Raw genomic sequence first — 17,301 nt, forward strand, 5'->3', positions numbered from 1 at the left:
AAACAACGACGCACTGTTAGTTTCTAAGTTTCCACAACAGTGCGTCGTTGTGTGCGGCGTATTATAGGCAAAAATTAAAGCCTTGCAAGGTTTTTTTGTAAAAAAATTTAATTTTTTTATTATTCGATTAAAACACATACAATTCGATTTGTTTTTAAACAAAATTCAAGATAGATTGTGTAGCCACATTACAAAAATTAAGGAAAACAATATGAATTTTGAAAAAATGATCGGCTTTGGCGTCGCCGGCAATTTCGCCGGGCATTTGGAACAAGCAGGTGAAGCGGCAGATTTTATACAGGTTAAAACTATTGAGGAAATTCAGCCCAAAGCAATTTTTCCTTTTTATGTGCCGAGTAAGCAACTTAATGAATATCAATTTTTATCCACTTATCCCCTTTCTAATAATGAAATCCGCTTTCCTTATGATGCAGATAATTTGCAAATAGAACCTGAAATTGCACTAATTTGCGAAATTCAATATAAAGAAGAAAAAGTAACCGCACTCGTTCCCCGCTATTTTACGGCTTACAATGATTGTTCAATCCGTCGTCCAAATGCCCGTAAAATTTGTGAAAAGAAAAATTGGGGCGTTGCATCCAAAGGCGTGTCGGCTAATTTATTGCCCATTTCTTCTTTTAATAAAGGAAGTGATATCGACAATTACCATATCGCCAGCTTCCATAAACGCAATGGAAAAATGAACACTTACGGCATCGACAGCCCGGCGAGAGAATACAGCTATTTTCATCAAAAATTATTAGATTGGATTGTTGATCGTATGAACAACCAACCTGATGAAGACCCAATGAATCACATTGCCTCTCTAATAGAAGCAGCAAACTACCCAACCCAAGCCATCATTAGTATTGGTGCGACACGCTATACTCCATTTGGTGAAACAACCTTTTTGCAAAGAGGCGATACCGCAATTGTTGTCGTTTATAATGGTAAAAAATATCGTGTGGAACAAATTGAAGAAATGGCTCGAACCGAACAATTTCCTAATGATATTTCCGCATTAATTCAGCAGGTTATTTAAAACAAAGTGCGGTTGAAAAAGGCGATGTTTTTTAACCGCACTCTTTTTTTCGCAACGAAACCTCGCCGCCACTGAAAGTTTTTAATTCCTTTTCACAAAAAACCTGCAAATAGCCGTGATTATCAATCCCTTGCTCGATACCAAAAATTTCTCCTTGTTCGGTGATGACTTTTACTTCTGTACGAGAAAAAGCGTTATGAATCAACCATGCCTGTTGAAATTCTTCATCAATGCCTACTTTTTCAAAGCGTTCCAGACGCATATAAAGATTTTGAATAATCTTTGGAAGCAAAATTTGGCGATCAACATTCGGATCAATGCGGCATAACTGCGCATAGGGCTGGCTGATTTCTGCCTGTGTTGGTAAAGACACGTTGATTCCCACACCAATCACCAAATTGAGCAATCCATTTTTATAATTAGAAATTTCCACCAAAATTCCGCTCAGTTTTTTTCCATCCAACAAAACATCATTAGGCCATTTCACCTGTGCGCCAAGGGTTTCTGCAATTGCCAAGCCCACGACAAGACTAAGCCCTTCAATGGACTTTTGGGGAGCAAACGTCCAATAAACACTAAACATCATTTGCCCGGCAAAGGGCGAAACCCATTGACGACCACGCCGCCCCCGCCCACCGGTTTGATATTCTGCAAGGCAAAGATCACCTTTTTTTAACTGTGGAATATTTTGCAAAATCCATTCATTGGTTGAAGAAATAACGGGTTGATAATGCACTTGGTAAGGCGAAAGTGCGGTTGAAAGCAGTGTTGAATTTAAAAGTGGCAATTGTGGCACAAGACGATAACCTTGCGAACTTTTCTCTATTTGTAATCCTTGGGTACGAAATACTTCAAAATCACGTTCAAGATCCTGTGAAAACGATGTCAATTCCGACCGCACTTTGGGCTTACAATCCGCCAAATAATTTAATAGCGATAAGTTCATCTTTCCTCCTGACGAAAACGTTTGCCAATATAACATAAAATCAAAAATTTTCGTTTTCAAAATGTGCTTAGATCTGTATAATCCCGCCGCAATATTTTTTACCACAATTTAAAACAGCGAGAATATTGCAATGCTTAGAATTAAACAAGAAGCCCTTACTTTTGACGATGTTTTACTCGTCCCGGCACATTCTACCGTGCTGCCAAATACCGCCGACCTTTCAACCCAACTGACCAAAGAAATCCGTTTAAATATCCCTATGCTTTCCGCTGCAATGGATACCGTAACCGAAACCAAACTGGCTATTTCCCTTGCTCAAGAAGGCGGTATTGGTTTTATTCATAAAAATATGACCATTGAACGCCAAGCGGATCGTGTTCGTAAAGTGAAAAAATTTGAAAGCGGAATCGTCTCCGAACCGGTGACCGTTTCACCGAATTTAACTCTTGCCGAACTGGCTGAATTAGTAAAGAAAAACGGCTTTGCAGGCTATCCTGTTGTAGATAATGAAAACAACCTAATCGGCATTATTACCGGTCGTGATACCCGCTTTGTAAAAGATTTAAATAAAACCGTTTCCGAAGTGATGACGAAAAAAGATCGTTTAGTAACAGTGAAAGAAGGCACTGAGCGTGAAGCGATTTTAGCGTTAATGCACGAACACCGCGTAGAAAAAGTATTGGTTGTGGATGATAGTTTCAAATTAAAAGGAATGATCACCGTTAAAGATTTCCAAAAAGCAGAACAAAAACCAAACGCCTGTAAAGATGAATTTGGTCGTCTGCGTGTGGGCGCGGCGGTCGGTGCAGGCCCAGGCAATGAAGAACGTATTGATGCCTTAGTCAAAGCCGGTGTGGATGTGCTTTTAATTGACTCCTCCCACGGTCACTCTGAAGGCGTGTTACAACGCGTTCGCGAAACCCGCGCAAAATATCCAGATTTACCTATTGTTGCCGGTAATGTGGCAACCGCTGAAGGCGCGATTGCCTTGGCTGATGCAGGCGCAAGTGCGGTGAAAGTTGGGATTGGCCCCGGCTCAATCTGTACCACCCGTATCGTTACCGGTGTGGGCGTGCCACAAATCACAGCCATTGCTGATGCGGCAGCTGCCTTAAAAGATCGTGGTATTCCGGTTATTGCAGACGGCGGTATTCGTTTCTCCGGTGATATTGCAAAAGCGATTGCAGCCGGCGCAAGTTGCGTAATGGTCGGCTCAATGTTCGCCGGTACAGAAGAAGCCCCGGGTGAAATCGAACTGTATCAAGGCCGTGCATTCAAGTCTTACCGTGGAATGGGTTCTCTTGGTGCAATGGCAAAAGGCTCAAGCGACCGCTATTTCCAATCTGACAACGCCGCCGACAAACTCGTACCGGAAGGGATCGAAGGACGTATTCCATACAAAGGCTACTTAAAAGAAATTATCCACCAACAAATGGGCGGATTACGTTCTTGTATGGGCTTAACCGGTTGCCCAACCATCGAAGCCCTCCGCACCAAAGCGGAATTTGTACGAATCAGTGGTGCAGGTATTAAAGAAAGCCACGTTCACGATGTCACCATTACCAAAGAAGCCCCGAATTATCGGATGGGGTAATCTAAAGTTAGTATAGGGTGCGTTTGCTAACGCACCTTTTGTAGTTTAAAGTGCGGTCGATTTTTGCAAAATTTTGATAAATTGAGCTGTACTTTGAATTCATTGAATAAAGAGAATCAAAATGAAAAAATTTTCATCATTTATTCTATTTCTATTAACCGGTTGCTCAATTTTGGGTCCGACTTATACTGGTGAAACTACCGCTGATTGGTTACTAAAATCTGATACTGAAAAAAATATTAAGCTCATATTTAGAGCAATTCACACCTGTTCTCCTGATAGAATCCACACAAAAATCAATAATGTAAAAATCAATCAAAACACTCAAACTGTTGATTCAGCAGATGAAACTTGGACTGTGTCAGGTTGTAACACTACAGATATATTCGATATTAAATATATCGGAGATGGGCAAGGCGGAACTTATATTAATATGACAAAAAGATAACCCAAATCCAATAGCACTAATAGTACAAACTACTATTCTCATACGTGACAAATGTACAATAAGCTAGTCGTTACAGAATAAATAAAAAATATTCGTAGTTAGCCAAAATTACATTCTAAAAAATTAATCATTACTTATAAGGTAAAAAATGACAAACATCCACCATCACAAAATCCTGATCCTCGACTTTGGTTCACAATATACCCAACTAATTGCCCGCCGTGTGCGTGAAATTGGGGTTTACTGCGAACTTTGGGCGTGGGACGTAACCGAAGAACAAATCCGTGAATTTAATCCAACAGGAATTATTCTTTCCGGCGGCCCTGAAAGTACCACGGAAGAAAACAGCCCACGTGCGTCTGAATATGTTTTCAATGCCGGTGTACCGGTGTTGGGAATTTGCTATGGAATGCAAACAATGGCAATGCAATTAGGCGGTTTAACGGAAACCTCTGATCACCGTGAATTTGGCTATGCCTCCGTTTCTTTAGAAAATTCAACCGCACTTTTTGCCAATCTCAATGATGGCGATAATAAATTAGATGTTTGGATGAGCCACGGTGATAAAGTGACCCGTTTACCAAATAACTTTTCTATTACAGGTACAACGCCAACCTGCCCAATCGCCGCGATGTCTGACGAAAGCCGCCATTTCTATGGTGTGCAATTCCACCCTGAAGTTACTCACACCAAAAGTGGTTTAGAATTATTAACGAATTTTGTGGTGAACATTTGCGGTTGTGAAACCAAATGGACGGCTGAAAATATTATTGAAGATGCTGTAGCCCGCATAAAAGCACAAGTGGGCAATGATGAAGTGATTTTAGGTTTATCGGGCGGTGTAGATTCATCGGTGGTCGCTTTGTTATTACACCGTGCGATTGGTAAAAACTTGCATTGCGTGTTCGTGGATAACGGTTTGTTACGCTTAAACGAAGGCGATCAAGTGATGGAAATGTTCGGCAACAAATTTGGTTTGAACATCACCCGCGTGAATGCCGAAGATCGTTTTTTAAGCGAACTCGCCGGAGTGGACGAACCGGAAGCGAAACGGAAAATCATCGGTAAAGTATTCGTGGATGTGTTTGATGACGAATCGAAAAAATTACCAAACGTGAAATGGCTCGCACAAGGCACAATTTATCCTGATGTCATCGAATCCGCCGCCAGCAAAACCGGCAAAGCACACGTCATTAAATCTCACCATAATGTAGGCGGTTTACCGGATTATATGAAACTCGGTTTAGTCGAACCATTACGTGAATTATTCAAAGATGAAGTGCGTAAAATCGGTTTAGCTCTCGGTTTACCGGCTGAAATGCTTAACCGCCACCCATTCCCTGGCCCAGGGCTAGGCGTTCGTGTATTGGGTGAGGTGAAAAAAGAATATTGCGATTTGTTACGCAAAGCTGATGCAATCTTTATTGAAGAATTATACAACGCAGATTGGTACTACAAAGTAAGCCAAGCCTTCACCGTGTTCTTACCGGTAAAATCTGTGGGCGTAATGGGTGACGGACGTAAATATGATTGGGTCGTCTCGCTTCGTGCGGTGGAAACTATCGACTTTATGACCGCACATTGGGCGCACTTGCCATACGACTTGTTAGGCAAAATCTCCAACCGTATTATTAATGAAGTAAACGGCATCTCCCGCGTGGTCTATGATGTCAGTGGCAAACCACCTGCCACAATCGAATGGGAATAACCTAAACAAAAAGTGCGGCGATTTTATTATCCGCCGCACTTTTTCTTATCTAAATCGAGATAAATCTATTTTTACACCACCCGACTTACAATCTCGCCATCCACCACTTTTGTCGTTATCAGCTCGCCTTGTTTTACTTCACTCACGCTTGTGATCGCTTTACCTTGCGCATTTTCTGCAATGGAATAACCCCGAGCCAGCACTTTTAAAGGGCTTAATCCATCTAATTTTCCACATAAGGTTGCCAACTTATTTTGGCGATCGGTAATTTGACGATTCGTCATAAAATTTAACCGCACTTGAAGCTGTTCCAACTGTTGGTGATGACGTTGTATTCGATACGGCAATGGATTTTGTTGTAACCGAAGGGAAAGTGCGGTCAATTTTTGCTGTGTTTTTTCAAATTGGTGTTGCATTGCAAGCTGTAAACGTTGAATAAGCTGTGCATTTTTCGTTTGTTGAATATGTAATTGATTTTGTGGATGTTGATTTTGTAAACGTAAACGAAGCTGTTTTAAGCGTTGGCTTTTTTGAGTAAACAAGCGATCAAATGCCATCTCTAAACGTTGCTGTTGATAACGAAGCTGTTGCAACAATTCATCTTGATTTCGGCTCACCAATTCTGCGGCGGCTGAGGGAGTCGGCGCGCGAAGATCGGCGACAAAGTCAGCAATGGTAACATCTGTTTCGTGTCCAACGGCACTAATAATCGGCAAGGTCGAATGAAAAATTGCACGCGCCACGGCTTCTTCATTAAAACACCAAAGATCTTCCAATGAGCCACCGCCACGTCCCACAATCAGCACATCCACTTCTTGCCGCCTATTTGCCAATTCAATCATTCGGACAATTTCCGCCGCTGCCTCTTTGCCTTGCACGGCGGTAGGGTAAATCACCACTTTGAGGCTCGGATCACGGCGCGCCAAAATATGTAAAATATCCTGCAATGCCGCCCCCGTTGAAGAGGTAACAATTCCCACCGCTTTACTAAAGTGCGGTAGATTTTTCTTCAAATTTTGAGAAAACAATCCTTCCGCCGCAAGTTTCATTTTCAATGCGTCAAATTGCTGTTGCAACAATCCTTCACCGGCAGGGTGCATTGATTCAATAATGAGCTGATAATCGCCGCGCGGTTCATAAAGGCTGACATTAGCACGCACCAACACTTGCATTCCATTTTGAGGACGAAATGCCACACGTAGGTTTTTCATCCGAAACATCGCACAACGCACCTGTGCATTTTCGTCTTTCAGGGTTAAATACCAATGCCCCGAAACCGGTTGGGTAAAATTAGAAATCTCCCCCGTCAACCAAACTTGTGAAAAATGGTTTTCCAACATTTGGCGGGCAGCACTATTGAGTTGAGAAACGGAATAAATATTTTCTGACATCATTTGTTGTATTTAGAGATAATTAAAGGATAACAAGATGATATTTTCTTTCATACAAATTAATGATGATTTATTTTTTATTTAATCCATCACGAATAATTTGTTCTAAGGGCTTATAATTTAATCTGTGAGCTTGAATTGAAGCTTCTATCATTTGTTCTTGAGTCACATTTTGGAAATTTAATTCATATCCTACTTCTTTAGCAAGTTGAGCAATAAATACTCTTTGCGTTCTGCCATTTCCTTCTCTAAATGGATGAATGGCATTAATTTCCCCCATATAATAAGCCAATCTTTCGGCAATTTTTTCCGGTTCGGTATTTTTCAAAAATTGCTCTTTTTTTAATTGCGTAAATAGCTTGTCGGCTTCCGGAATAATTCGATATCCCATTACAAAATCTTGCCCACCTTTTTGCAAATAACCATCTCTTATCTTTCCCGCCCAAGCATAAATATCACCGAATAAATGTTTATGTATTGCTTTAAGATGAGCTAAATTAAATTTACCTTTAATCGGATTATTCTCTAATTCAATTGCTCTCATATAAGAAACCGTACGTTCAACTCTATCCAGTTCCTTCTGTTCTTTAATCCCTTTTTTATTAACCAGTACACCATTTTCATCAATGAAGGGATCAGATCCCATATATTTCATAGACTTTCTCCCGAAATTCTTGAAAGCTAAGCATTCCATTTATCCATTCTTGAGAAAGTGCTAAAACATCATCATCCATTATTAACCCTTCAAGACGATTATTGTCGAATGCAAACTGTGCCGCTTTTTGACGTTGATCACGTTCTTCTTGAGAAATCATAACACCCCTAACCATCAATATAATTTTATCTTGTTTAAAACCAATCTTTTTGATTACCAATATAACCGGCTTATAGATTTTCAGAAAAAGCGAGTTTTATTCCACCAAAACCCAACCATCATCCAACCAGTTACAGATGGAATCCAACAACAGTTCCATCACCGTTTCCGGTTCTTCGGCGGTATTTACCAAATCCGTTAAAAATGCCCAACTTAACGCCTCGCCATCTGCTAAACGTTTTAATACTTCCGCTTCAATAAGATTCAATTCATCCAGCCATTCACCGTTGGCATAAATACGTAATGGGTTTTCTGTGTAGAGCAATTTGCAGTTGTTATCTTGGTAAAGTAATGCCCCTTCTTCTAAAAGAGACTGCACTTCTTCAGGATCACTCATTTCATCAGAAACCAACAATTCATAACGACGCGAACTCACCGCACTTGCCACCGCCTGTTTAAAGAGCGTATCAAATGCCTCGGAATGTGCGAGTCTATCCAACAACTGCTGTTTCATCGCGTGGATATTTTCATCGGCAAGTTTACCGCTTCGTTGTGCTGATTGCGTTAATCGTAATGGGAGATCAAATTCGCTTAAATTCAAATCAGGATCTTGATGGCAAAAACCTTTACTGATGCCATCAATTAACTGGTTTAAATTCGGATAACGCAACCCAAAAGAGAAGGTTAAACAATCATTTTCAGCTACGCCGTAATGTGCCATTCGGGCAGGAATGTAAAGAATATCCCCCGGATTCATCACTTCATCAATCACCAATTCGCCCATATCATCAAAGATACGAATCGGTTGATCCGGTTTGAATTCCGTACTTGGATCGCACCATTTGCCGAGCTGCCAACGGCGTTGTCCATATCCCTGCACCAAAAACACATCGTATTCATCATAGTGTTTCCCCACCGAACCGCCTTTTGGCGCATAAGACACCATAATATCATCACGCTGCCATTGCGGAATAAAGCCAAATTTGTTCCAAAGTAGCCCCAATTCCGGCGACCATTGCTCCATATTTTGCACAAGCACCGACCATTTTTCCGGTAATTTTTGAAAATCTTTTTCACTCAAAGGGCTAAAAAAGACTTTCCAATCATCTTCGGCATAGGTTTTCACTAAACGTGCGGTAACATCTTCGTTTTTGGCAAGTTCAATAATATCCTGCGGTTCAAATTGCCCGACAATTTCCGGCAAACCGTTGCGGATGATCAATGGCTTTTTCTGCCAATAATCACGCAGAAAAATTTCAGGGGTAATTTGTTCCGGTAGGCAAAATGAGGAATGGGAAAGTGCGGTCATTTTTTAGCTCCTTTTTCTTTAGCGGCTTGTTCGGCGGCACGTTTACGGCGAATTTCTTTCGGATCGGCAAGTAAGGGGCGATAAATTTCAATACGATCGCCCTCTTTTAGCACGTCAGTCAATTTTGTCGGGCGACTGAAAATCCCAACTTTATTTTCTCGCAAATCAATTTCCATAAATTGTTGCAAAATACCTGATTGCAAAATTGCCGTATGCACCATTGTGCCTTCATCCACCTTGAAAGATTTCAAATAATGGCGTTCCGGCAAAGCATAAGCAATTTGAATATTAATTTGATTCATCACCATTTCTTCATACAAAAAATTTCGGCTATTATAAGCGAAAAGTGCGGTGAGTTTTAACGATAAATAAGGAAACACAATGAATTGGGTATTTTTCGCCATTGGGTCGGCATTTTTTGCCGGCTTAACAGCAATTTTAGGCAAGCTCGGCGTGGAAGGAATAAACAGCAATCTCGCCACATTTATTCGCACCATCGTTGTTTTGTTGGTGACCGCCGGCATTCTTTCCGCCCGCAACGAATGGCAACTTCCCCAACATATCGCCGCCAAACCTTTCATTTTTTTGATGTTATCCGGCATTGCCACGGGATTGTCTTGGCTTTGTTACTATCGCGCCCTTCAACTCGCCCCAGCCTCTTGGGTTGCCCCCATTGATAAATTGAGTGTGGTCATCGCTATTATTCTGGGCGTTGTGGTTTTAGGCGAACCCTTGAGTTTAAAACTAGTGATAGGGAGTATTTTGATTCTGGCTGGTGTTTTCATCTTAGCATTGTAAAACTTGTATTACATTTACCGCCTCTTTATAATTTCTGAAAAATTAAGGAGAAAAAATGACTATAACCGTTCGATTACCGGATGATTTACAACATCGCCTTGACCACCTTTCCTTACAAACCGGTCGTCCAAAATCCTATTATGTAAAAATAGCGTTAGAAACCTATATGGAAGATTTAGAAGATCTTTTATTAGCAAATGCCACGCTTGAACGTGTTCGACTGGGTAAAGAAAAAATCTATTCGCTTGAGGATGTGGAACGTGAACTGGGTTTGGACAATTCTTCTCGCTGAAACAGCAAAAAAACAATTGAGTAAACTCGCCAAGAAAAATCCTCAACAAGCACAACGAATTTTAGCCTATTTAAAAGAGGTGGCGACCTTAACCGATCCAAGAGATCGAGGAAAAGGTTTGGTTGGTAATCAGTCAGGTTTGTGGCGTTATCGAATTGGCGATTATCGGGTAATTTGTCATATTGATAACGGAAAATTACTTATCACAGCATTAGAACTTGGACACCGGCGTGAAATTTATCATTGATAGGCTTTTGTAAATTAAGACTATTTTCGCTACAATACGCCCCTATTTTTAACCCTCATCAGTTATTATGTCAGAAATCAAACTCATCGTTGGACTGGGCAATCCCGGCGACAAATATGCGGAAACCCGCCATAACGCCGGAGAATGGTTGGTCGAACGTTTGGCCCGCCGTTTTAATGTATCGTTAACCCCTGAAAATAAATTCTTCGGCAAAACTGCCCGTACTTTTATCAATGGTAAGGAAGTACGCCTGCTTGTCCCCACAACATTTATGAATCTGAGCGGTAAAGCGGTGGCGACATTGGCAGGATTTTATCGCATCAAGCCGGAAGAAATTCTAGTGATTCACGATGAGTTGGATTTGCCCCCCGGCTCGGCAAAATTGAAACAGGGCAGTGGACACGGTGGACATAACGGTTTGAAAGACATCGTGGCGCAACTCGGCAATAATAACAATTTTCATCGATTACGTTTAGGCATTGGACACCCCGGCCATCGGGATTTGGTCGCCGGTTACGTATTGAACAAACCCTCACCAAGCGATCGTGAAGTCTTGGAAAAAGTTTTAGATGAAGCTACCGATTGCGTGGAATTAATTTTTAAAGACGGTATAGTCAAAGCGACCAACCGCCTAAATGGTTTTAAAATTTAAAAGTGCGGTCATTATTACGACCGTTTTATTAACAATAAGGAAAAATTATGGGATTCAAATGTGGTATCGTGGGCTTGCCAAATGTGGGCAAATCCACCCTTTTTAACGCGCTCACCAAAGCCGGTATTGAAGCGGCAAATTATCCGTTCTGTACCATTGAACCAAATACCGGCGTTGTGCCAATGCCGGATCCGCGTTTAGACGCCTTAGCGGAAATTGTGAAACCGGAACGGGTATTACCCACCACAATGGAATTCGTTGATATTGCAGGTTTGGTTGCCGGCGCAAGCAAAGGCGAAGGATTGGGCAATAAATTCTTAGCCAACATTCGTGAAACCGATGCGATTGGTCACGTGGTACGTTGTTTTGAAAATGATGATATTGTACACGTTGCCGGAAAAATCGATCCGTTAAGCGATATTGAAACCATTAATACGGAACTGGCACTTGCCGATTTAGACAGTTGCGAACGGGCAATCCAACGCTTACAAAAACGTGCCAAAGGCGGCGATAAAGAAGCCAAATTTGAGCTTTCCGTGATGGAAAAAATCCTCCCTGTACTTTCCGAAGCGGGAATGATTCGCTCCGTCCCTCTTGATAAAGAAGAATTGCTTGCGATTAAAAGCTACAACTTCTTAACCCTCAAACCAACAATGTATATCGCCAATGTGAACGAAGACGGTTTTGAAAACAATCCTTACTTAGATAAAGTGCGTGAATTTGCAGAAAAAGAAGGCTCTGTTGTTGTGCCGGTTTGTGCCGCCATTGAAGCGGAAATCGCGGAATTGGATGATGAAGAAAAAACCGAATTTTTACAAGATTTAGGCATTGATGAACCGGGGTTAAACCGCGTTATTCGGGCAGGCTACGCCTTATTAAATCTTCAAACCTACTTCACCGCCGGCGTAAAAGAAGTGCGTGCTTGGACAGTCTCCGTTGGGGCAACTGCTCCCAAAGCCGCTGCCGTCATTCACACCGATTTTGAAAAAGGTTTCATCCGTGCCGAAGTCATCGCCTATGAAGATTTCATCCAATTCAAAGGTGAAAACGGCGCAAAAGAAGCCGGCAAATGGCGTTTGGAAGGAAAAGACTACATTGTACAAGACGGCGATGTAATGCATTTCCGTTTTAATGTTTAAAATACTTAGAAAATTGACCGCACTTTTTATTATAGGTGCGATTTTTTGTATTCTGTTTCAGCGAATGGATGGGCGAAACACAATATTAATGGAAAAAGATAGATAAAATTAACGTAAGAAATATACGTGGGGAAAATATGTCAAACATCACCATTTTAGACGGCGGTATGGGACGTGAGCTGGCTCGCCGTAAAGCACCTTTTCAACAACCGGAGTGGTCAGCCCTTGCGTTGTATCAACAACCCAATGCCGTTCAGCAGGTACACGAAGATTTTATTAAAAACGGCGCGCAGGTGATTACCACCAACAGCTATGCCGTTGTGCCGTTTCATATTGGCGAACAACGTTTTCACGCCGATGGCAAAATGCTGGCGGATCTTGCCGGTCGTTTGGCAAAAAGTGCGGTTGAAAATACTGCTGTTTTGGCGGTAAAAATTGCCGGCTCTATTCCACCATTATTCGGTTCTTATCGCTTTGATTTATACGAGCCTCAACGGGTGCAAGAGGTGGCGCAGCCGATTATTGACGGTCTCTCGCCTTATGTGGATTTTTGGTTATGTGAAACCCAAAGTTCTGCCACCGAACCGCAGGCTATAAAACCGTTGCTCCCACAAGACGACCGTCCACTCTGGGTTTCTTTCACATTGCAAGATGATGAACCAAGCGATGTTCCCCGTTTACGTTCCGGCGAAAGCGTGCAAAGTGCGGTGGAAAAAATGATTGAATTAGGGGTTGAAGCAATCTTATTTAACTGCTGCCAACCTGAAGTGATTTCGCAGGCACTTGAGGTTACGCAAAAAACCTTGCAAGCCCATAATGCCGACACAATCCGCACCGGTGCTTACGCCAACGCTTTTCCGCCACAACCCAAAGATGCTACGGCAAATGACGGTTTGGATGAAATTCGTGAAGATCTCAATCCTCAACAATATCTTGTTTGGGCTGAAAAATGGATAGAAAATGGCGCAACCATTGTGGGCGGATGTTGTGGTATTGGGCCTGAGCATATCAAAGCCTTGGCAGAAAAATTTCATTAAAAACACGCTAAAAATTAACCGCACTTTCCCTTTCACTGCAACGGTTTTCATTTCAATGGTTTTCATTGCCGAAAGAAAGGGAAAATGTCTTAAATCACCATATTAAAAACAATGCAAACACTTGAACAAATTAAAGTGGCGATCAGCAAAGATCCACAAAATGCAACATTCACCGCCCGCAATATTGAGCCGCTTTTTGCCGCCCCCACCCGCGCGCGTATTAATATTGTCGGTCAAGCCCCTGGTTTAAAAGCCGAACAAACCCGCCTTTATTGGAACGACAAAAGTGGCGATCGCTTGCGTGAATGGCTTGGTGTTGATCGCGAAACGTTCTACCATTCCGAATTATTTGCCGTGATCCCAATGGATTTTTACTATCCGGGTAAAGGGAAATCCGGTGATCTGCCACCACGCAAAGGGTTTGCCGAAAAATGGCATCCGCCCATTTTGTCACATTTGCCCAATATCGAACTCACGATTTTGATCGGTCAATATGCACAAAAATACTATTTGCCGCAAAACAGCTTGAATGTGACGGAAACGGTAAAAAACTACCATCAATTTCTACCGCACTTTTTGCCGCTTGTTCACCCTTCACCACGCAATCAAATGTGGTTGAAGAAAAATTCGTGGTTTGAACAAGAGGTGATTCCCGAATTACAACAACGTGTCAACGCAATTTTATCCCGCTCATTGTAAATATTTTTCAGGAAAGCATTATGTCAAACAAAAAGATCGGCTTACTGTCGCTAACCGCATTGGTACTCAGTTCTATGATCGGCTCAGGCATTTTCAGCCTGCCACAAAATATGGCAGAGGTGGCAGGTGCAGAAGCCTTAATAATTGGTTGGAGCATTACCGGTGTGGGCATTATTTTCCTCGGGTTGTCCTTCTTTTTCATTTCCCGATTACGTCCCGAATTAGACGGTGGCATTTACACCTATGCCCGAGAAGGGTTTGGCGAACTGATGGGCTTTATGTCCGCTTGGGGATATTGGTTGTGCGCCACTATCGGTATCGTAGGCTATTTAGTGGTTGCCTTTGAAGGCTTAGGAATGTTTACAGACAGCGAAAGTGCGGTCATTTTTGGACAAGGAAATACACTCGCCTCTTTTATCGGTTCTTCCATTATCGTATGGCTTGTGCATATTTTGATTGCCAAAGGGGTGAAAGAAGCCGCCACCGTAAACCTTATTGCCACTTTCGTAAAAGTCTTTCCGCTCGTGCTTTTTATCTTCTTCGCACTTTGGTATTTCAACCCGCAAACCTTTAGTCAGGATATAAAAGCCACTGCATTAAACAACAGCGTAACGGATCAAGTAAAAAATACGATGCTCATTACCCTTTGGGTCTTTACCGGTGTGGAAGGGGCTGCGGTATTGTCGGCACACGCCAAAAAACGTACCGATGTGGGGCTTGCCACTGTATTAGGTATTCTCATCGCGTTGGCATTATATGTTGCCATCACCGTGCTATCCCTTGGTATTTTGCCGCGAGAAACCATTGCGACAATGTCAAATCCTTCAATGGCAGGGTTATTGGAAGCAATGATTGGTGGTAGCGGTAAAGTGATTATCACTGTCTGTTTAATTGTGTCCGTGCTTGCTTCCTATATTAGCTGGACAATGTTTTCTTCAGAAGTCCCTTACCGTGGAGCAAAAAATGGTGCATTTCCTCAAATTTTCGACAAATTGAATGAAAATGGCACGCCGATCAATTCCCTTTGGTTTACCGGTTTGGTCGTGCAACTTTGTTTGATTTTGGTCTTACTTACGGGCAAAAGCTATAACGCACTTTTGCTTATTTCCACTTCAATGATTTTAGTCCCCTACTTTCTCATCGGCGCTTATTTATTCAAACTGGCTATCCGGCAAAATGCCGCTTGGTATATCAAACTCACCGGCTTTATCGCTTCGCTGTATGGCTTGTGGATTTTATACGCAGCGGGCTTAGATTATTTATTGCTTTCCGTATTGTTGTATGTGCCGGGCATTGCCCTTTTCCTTTATTCCCGCTATCAACATCAAAACGGCAAATTTAACCTCACCCAATGGGAAAAAGTGATTTTACTCATTATTGCATTGCTGTTTATTTGGGCAATATATAATGCCTTTACAAGCGTAACTTGGCACTAAATATAAAAAGAGCTGTCATCCTTCCACTTGCCGCCTCTCCCGTTATCAACGGCGGGAGAAAAACCGTGAAATTCACTGTATTTGTACCTTTACTACCTCGCCTCGAAAAATTACCGCATTTTGACCACACTTTGTTTTGATACGAATCAATGATTGGATGTTTTTCCGCTTTTGTACATTTCCGCTATGCTATAATCCGCGACTTTCAAGTGACAATTGAGGAATATTTATGCAACAAACCCCGGTGACGATGAAATCACAAAACCGTGATGTAATGAGTAAAAATACCATTATTTTTATCGCAGATGCGGTACTTTTCTTCATTTTACTTGCAGCACTCCCTTTTGAACCTGCCGCGAACAAAGGCTTGGCATTGCTCGCTTTTGTTGCAATTTTATGGTTAACGGAAGCGGTCAATGTAACCATCACCGCCCTCTTTGTGCCAATTCTATCCGTGCTGCTCGGTTTGGTAAATAGCCACCAAGCCTTAGTTGCCTTCGCCGATCCAACAATATTCCTCTTCTTTGGCGGCTTTGCGCTTGCAACCGCCCTAAATATACAAAAAATAGATCAAATGCTTGCTAATAAAATTATGCAGCTGGCAAAAGGTCGCTTGTTTGTCGCAGTGCTTTATCTTTTCTTCGCTACCGCCTTTCTTTCAATGTGGATGAGTAACACTGCCACAGCCGCGATGATGATTCCACTCTCAATGACAATTTTAAGCCAACTCGACAGAAAAAAAGAGCATAACACCTACGTTTTCGTGTTGCTTGGCATTGCTTATAGTGCCACGGTTGGAGGAATGGGTACGCTAGTCGGTAGTCCGCCAAATGCCATTGCCGCCTCTCAACTACACTTAGATTTTGCCGATTGGTTAAAATATGGAATGCCGGTGATGAGCCTTTTATTCCCCATTATTATTGGTTGGTTATATATCGTGTTCAAGCCTAAGCTAAATGCGCATTTTGATGCAAAATTTGCCAAAATCAAAATAAACAAAAAACGAATCCTCACCCTTGTGATTTTTATTACCACAGCATTGCTATGGGTTTTCGGTGGTTATATTAATCCTCGTCTTTCAAGCCTATTAGGTTTACCAACCTCTATTAGTAGCTTTGACAGTATGGTTGCCCTCACCGCCGCGATTGCTATTTGTGTTACCGGTATTGCCAGTTGGAAAGAAATTCAAGAAAACACAGAATGGGGCGTGTTATTTCTATTTGGTGGCGGTTTAACATTAAGTTCGGTATTGGAAAACTCTGGTGCCAGCAAAATTATGGCTGAAGGTATCGTGCTGATTATTGAAGGCGGTCATTACTATGTAATGGCATTAATTGTTGCGGCGTTTATTGTCATTCTGACAGAATTTACCTCAAATACGGCAAGTGCCGCGCTACTCGTGCCAATTTTTATTTCCATCGCACACGCATTAAATATGCCGCCCTTGGGTTTTGCACTCACAATTGGTCTTGGTGCCTCTTGTGCCTTTATGATGCCGGTAGGCACACCACCCAATGCCATTGTCTATGCAACAGGCAATGTAAAACATTCCGATATGATCCGGGTTGGCAAATATATTGATTTAACCTGTATGTTTGTTATCGCAACCATTGCTTATCTTTTCTGGATGTAGTGCTTTTTTCGGTGCAAAGTGCGGTCAAAAATCATTGTGTTTTTGGCCGCACTTTCTTTTACCAAATCAATTATCGCAAACGATTGCGTTTGCACAGATTTTACGTATAATCCACG

General features: G+C 42.0%; 19 protein-coding genes. 13 read left to right on the forward strand and 6 right to left on the reverse strand.

Annotation, left to right across the window (positions count from 1 at the left end; translation table 11 throughout):
* Nucleotides 1-211 precede the first annotated feature (211 nt).
* Entirely contained in the window at nucleotides 212-1,042 is an 831-nt protein-coding gene (locus tag BKL49_RS10395; RefSeq protein ID WP_077425179.1) for a DUF5718 family protein, read from the forward strand.
* A 31-nt stretch (nucleotides 1,043-1,073) separates the two neighbouring features.
* Here the strand turns inward: BKL49_RS10395 and birA are convergent, their stop codons facing one another.
* Nucleotides 1,074-1,988 (reverse strand): bifunctional biotin--[acetyl-CoA-carboxylase] ligase/biotin operon repressor BirA, encoded by a 915-nt coding sequence (gene birA / locus BKL49_RS10400; protein WP_077425181.1) that lies wholly within the window; start codon nucleotides 1,986-1,988, stop codon nucleotides 1,074-1,076.
* Between the two features lie 130 nt (nucleotides 1,989-2,118).
* Here birA and guaB point away from each other — a divergent pair, with 130 nt between their 5' ends.
* The 3 genes from guaB (at nucleotide 2,119) to guaA (ending at nucleotide 5,738) form a co-directional block, all read left to right on the forward strand.
* Complete coding sequence (gene guaB / locus BKL49_RS10405) at nucleotides 2,119-3,582, forward strand: IMP dehydrogenase (RefSeq protein ID WP_077425184.1); 1,464 nt, start codon at nucleotides 2,119-2,121, stop codon at nucleotides 3,580-3,582.
* 121 nt (nucleotides 3,583-3,703) lie between these two features.
* Nucleotides 3,704-4,030, forward strand: a complete 327-nt coding sequence (locus BKL49_RS10410; RefSeq protein ID WP_077425186.1) for a hypothetical protein — start codon at nucleotides 3,704-3,706, stop codon at nucleotides 4,028-4,030.
* Between the two features lie 148 nt (nucleotides 4,031-4,178).
* Complete coding sequence (gene guaA, locus BKL49_RS10415; RefSeq protein WP_077425188.1) at nucleotides 4,179-5,738, forward strand: glutamine-hydrolyzing GMP synthase; 1,560 nt, start codon at nucleotides 4,179-4,181, stop codon at nucleotides 5,736-5,738.
* Nucleotides 5,739-5,809: 71 nt separating this feature from the next.
* On the opposite strand, the gene xseA is transcribed toward guaA, so the two are convergent.
* The 5 genes from xseA to BKL49_RS10440 form a co-directional block, all read right to left on the reverse strand.
* On the reverse strand, nucleotides 5,810-7,129 hold the full coding sequence (xseA, locus tag BKL49_RS10420) for an exodeoxyribonuclease VII large subunit (RefSeq protein WP_077425189.1): 1,320 nt from the start codon (nucleotides 7,127-7,129) through the stop codon (nucleotides 5,810-5,812).
* Nucleotides 7,130-7,199: 70 nt separating this feature from the next.
* Nucleotides 7,200-7,784, reverse strand: a complete 585-nt coding sequence (locus tag BKL49_RS10425; RefSeq protein ID WP_077425192.1) for a Fic/DOC family protein — start codon at nucleotides 7,782-7,784, stop codon at nucleotides 7,200-7,202.
* Entirely contained in the window at nucleotides 7,765-7,944 is a 180-nt protein-coding gene (locus BKL49_RS10430) for an antitoxin VbhA family protein (RefSeq protein ID WP_077425223.1), read from the reverse strand. The genes BKL49_RS10425 and BKL49_RS10430 overlap by 20 nt, the downstream gene beginning before the upstream one ends.
* A 96-nt stretch (nucleotides 7,945-8,040) precedes the next feature.
* Complete coding sequence (locus tag BKL49_RS10435) at nucleotides 8,041-9,252, reverse strand: ribosomal protein uL16 3-hydroxylase (protein ID WP_077425194.1); 1,212 nt, start codon at nucleotides 9,250-9,252, stop codon at nucleotides 8,041-8,043.
* Nucleotides 9,249-9,554 (reverse strand): RnfH family protein, encoded by a 306-nt coding sequence (locus tag BKL49_RS10440; RefSeq protein ID WP_077425225.1) that lies wholly within the window; start codon nucleotides 9,552-9,554, stop codon nucleotides 9,249-9,251. The genes BKL49_RS10435 and BKL49_RS10440 overlap by 4 nt, the downstream gene beginning before the upstream one ends.
* Before the next feature lie 79 nt (nucleotides 9,555-9,633).
* On the opposite strand from BKL49_RS10440, the gene BKL49_RS10445 reads away from it, so the two are divergent.
* From BKL49_RS10445 to BKL49_RS10485, 9 genes are all read left to right on the forward strand, one after another.
* Nucleotides 9,634-10,050 carry an EamA family transporter gene (locus BKL49_RS10445; protein ID WP_077425196.1) on the forward strand — a complete coding sequence of 139 codons (417 nt, stop codon included), beginning with the start codon at nucleotides 9,634-9,636 and terminating at the stop codon, nucleotides 10,048-10,050.
* 55 nt (nucleotides 10,051-10,105) lie between these two features.
* Nucleotides 10,106-10,342 carry a type II toxin-antitoxin system RelB family antitoxin gene (relB, locus tag BKL49_RS10450; RefSeq protein ID WP_077425198.1) on the forward strand — a complete coding sequence of 79 codons (237 nt, stop codon included), beginning with the start codon at nucleotides 10,106-10,108 and terminating at the stop codon, nucleotides 10,340-10,342.
* Complete coding sequence (locus BKL49_RS10455; protein ID WP_425271885.1) at nucleotides 10,311-10,589, forward strand: type II toxin-antitoxin system RelE family toxin; 279 nt, start codon at nucleotides 10,311-10,313, stop codon at nucleotides 10,587-10,589. Before relB ends, BKL49_RS10455 begins: the two co-directional genes overlap by 32 nt.
* A gap of 67 nt (nucleotides 10,590-10,656) precedes the next feature.
* On the forward strand, nucleotides 10,657-11,241 hold the full coding sequence (gene pth / locus BKL49_RS10460; RefSeq protein WP_077425202.1) for an aminoacyl-tRNA hydrolase: 585 nt from the start codon (nucleotides 10,657-10,659) through the stop codon (nucleotides 11,239-11,241).
* Nucleotides 11,242-11,288: 47 nt separating this feature from the next.
* A complete protein-coding gene (gene ychF, locus BKL49_RS10465) occupies nucleotides 11,289-12,380 on the forward strand; it encodes a redox-regulated ATPase YchF (protein ID WP_077425204.1) in 1,092 nt (363 codons plus the stop codon).
* A gap of 137 nt (nucleotides 12,381-12,517) precedes the next feature.
* Complete coding sequence (locus BKL49_RS10470) at nucleotides 12,518-13,417, forward strand: homocysteine S-methyltransferase family protein (RefSeq protein ID WP_077425206.1); 900 nt, start codon at nucleotides 12,518-12,520, stop codon at nucleotides 13,415-13,417.
* A 111-nt stretch (nucleotides 13,418-13,528) separates the two neighbouring features.
* A complete protein-coding gene (locus BKL49_RS10475; protein WP_077425208.1) occupies nucleotides 13,529-14,116 on the forward strand; it encodes a uracil-DNA glycosylase family protein in 588 nt (195 codons plus the stop codon).
* Between the two features lie 20 nt (nucleotides 14,117-14,136).
* On the forward strand, nucleotides 14,137-15,552 hold the full coding sequence (locus BKL49_RS10480) for a basic amino acid/polyamine antiporter (RefSeq protein ID WP_077425210.1): 1,416 nt from the start codon (nucleotides 14,137-14,139) through the stop codon (nucleotides 15,550-15,552).
* Between the two features lie 229 nt (nucleotides 15,553-15,781).
* Nucleotides 15,782-17,185: a DASS family sodium-coupled anion symporter gene (locus BKL49_RS10485; protein WP_167367146.1), complete on the forward strand. Its 1,404-nt coding sequence runs from the start codon at nucleotides 15,782-15,784 to the stop codon at nucleotides 17,183-17,185.
* The last annotated feature ends 116 nt before the right edge of the window (nucleotides 17,186-17,301 follow it).

This window comes from Rodentibacter myodis, assembly GCF_001999305.1.
Classification (GTDB): Bacteria; Pseudomonadota; Gammaproteobacteria; order Enterobacterales; family Pasteurellaceae; genus Rodentibacter; species Rodentibacter myodis.

Bases quoted from the DNA above. Each gene is read 5' to 3' on its own strand.
- BKL49_RS10395 (WP_077425179.1), top strand. From the start codon at position 212: ATGAATTTTGAAAAAATGATCGGCTTTGGCGTCGCCGGCAATTTCGCC.
- birA (WP_077425181.1), bottom strand. From the start codon at position 1,988: ATGAACTTATCGCTATTAAATTATTTGGCGGATTGTAAGCCCAAAGTG.
- guaB (WP_077425184.1), top strand. From the start codon at position 2,119: ATGCTTAGAATTAAACAAGAAGCCCTTACTTTTGACGATGTTTTACTC.
- BKL49_RS10410 (WP_077425186.1), top strand. From the start codon at position 3,704: ATGAAAAAATTTTCATCATTTATTCTATTTCTATTAACCGGTTGCTCA.
- guaA (WP_077425188.1), top strand. From the start codon at position 4,179: ATGACAAACATCCACCATCACAAAATCCTGATCCTCGACTTTGGTTCA.
- xseA (WP_077425189.1), bottom strand. From the start codon at position 7,129: ATGTCAGAAAATATTTATTCCGTTTCTCAACTCAATAGTGCTGCCCGC.
- BKL49_RS10425 (WP_077425192.1), bottom strand. From the start codon at position 7,784: ATGAAATATATGGGATCTGATCCCTTCATTGATGAAAATGGTGTACTG.
- BKL49_RS10430 (WP_077425223.1), bottom strand. From the start codon at position 7,944: ATGATTTCTCAAGAAGAACGTGATCAACGTCAAAAAGCGGCACAGTTT.
- BKL49_RS10435 (WP_077425194.1), bottom strand. From the start codon at position 9,252: ATGACCGCACTTTCCCATTCCTCATTTTGCCTACCGGAACAAATTACC.
- BKL49_RS10440 (WP_077425225.1), bottom strand. From the start codon at position 9,554: ATGAATCAAATTAATATTCAAATTGCTTATGCTTTGCCGGAACGCCAT.
- BKL49_RS10445 (WP_077425196.1), top strand. From the start codon at position 9,634: ATGAATTGGGTATTTTTCGCCATTGGGTCGGCATTTTTTGCCGGCTTA.
- relB (WP_077425198.1), top strand. From the start codon at position 10,106: ATGACTATAACCGTTCGATTACCGGATGATTTACAACATCGCCTTGAC.
- pth (WP_077425202.1), top strand. From the start codon at position 10,657: ATGTCAGAAATCAAACTCATCGTTGGACTGGGCAATCCCGGCGACAAA.
- ychF (WP_077425204.1), top strand. From the start codon at position 11,289: ATGGGATTCAAATGTGGTATCGTGGGCTTGCCAAATGTGGGCAAATCC.
- BKL49_RS10470 (WP_077425206.1), top strand. From the start codon at position 12,518: ATGTCAAACATCACCATTTTAGACGGCGGTATGGGACGTGAGCTGGCT.
- BKL49_RS10475 (WP_077425208.1), top strand. From the start codon at position 13,529: ATGCAAACACTTGAACAAATTAAAGTGGCGATCAGCAAAGATCCACAA.
- BKL49_RS10480 (WP_077425210.1), top strand. From the start codon at position 14,137: ATGTCAAACAAAAAGATCGGCTTACTGTCGCTAACCGCATTGGTACTC.
- BKL49_RS10485 (WP_167367146.1), top strand. From the start codon at position 15,782: ATGCAACAAACCCCGGTGACGATGAAATCACAAAACCGTGATGTAATG.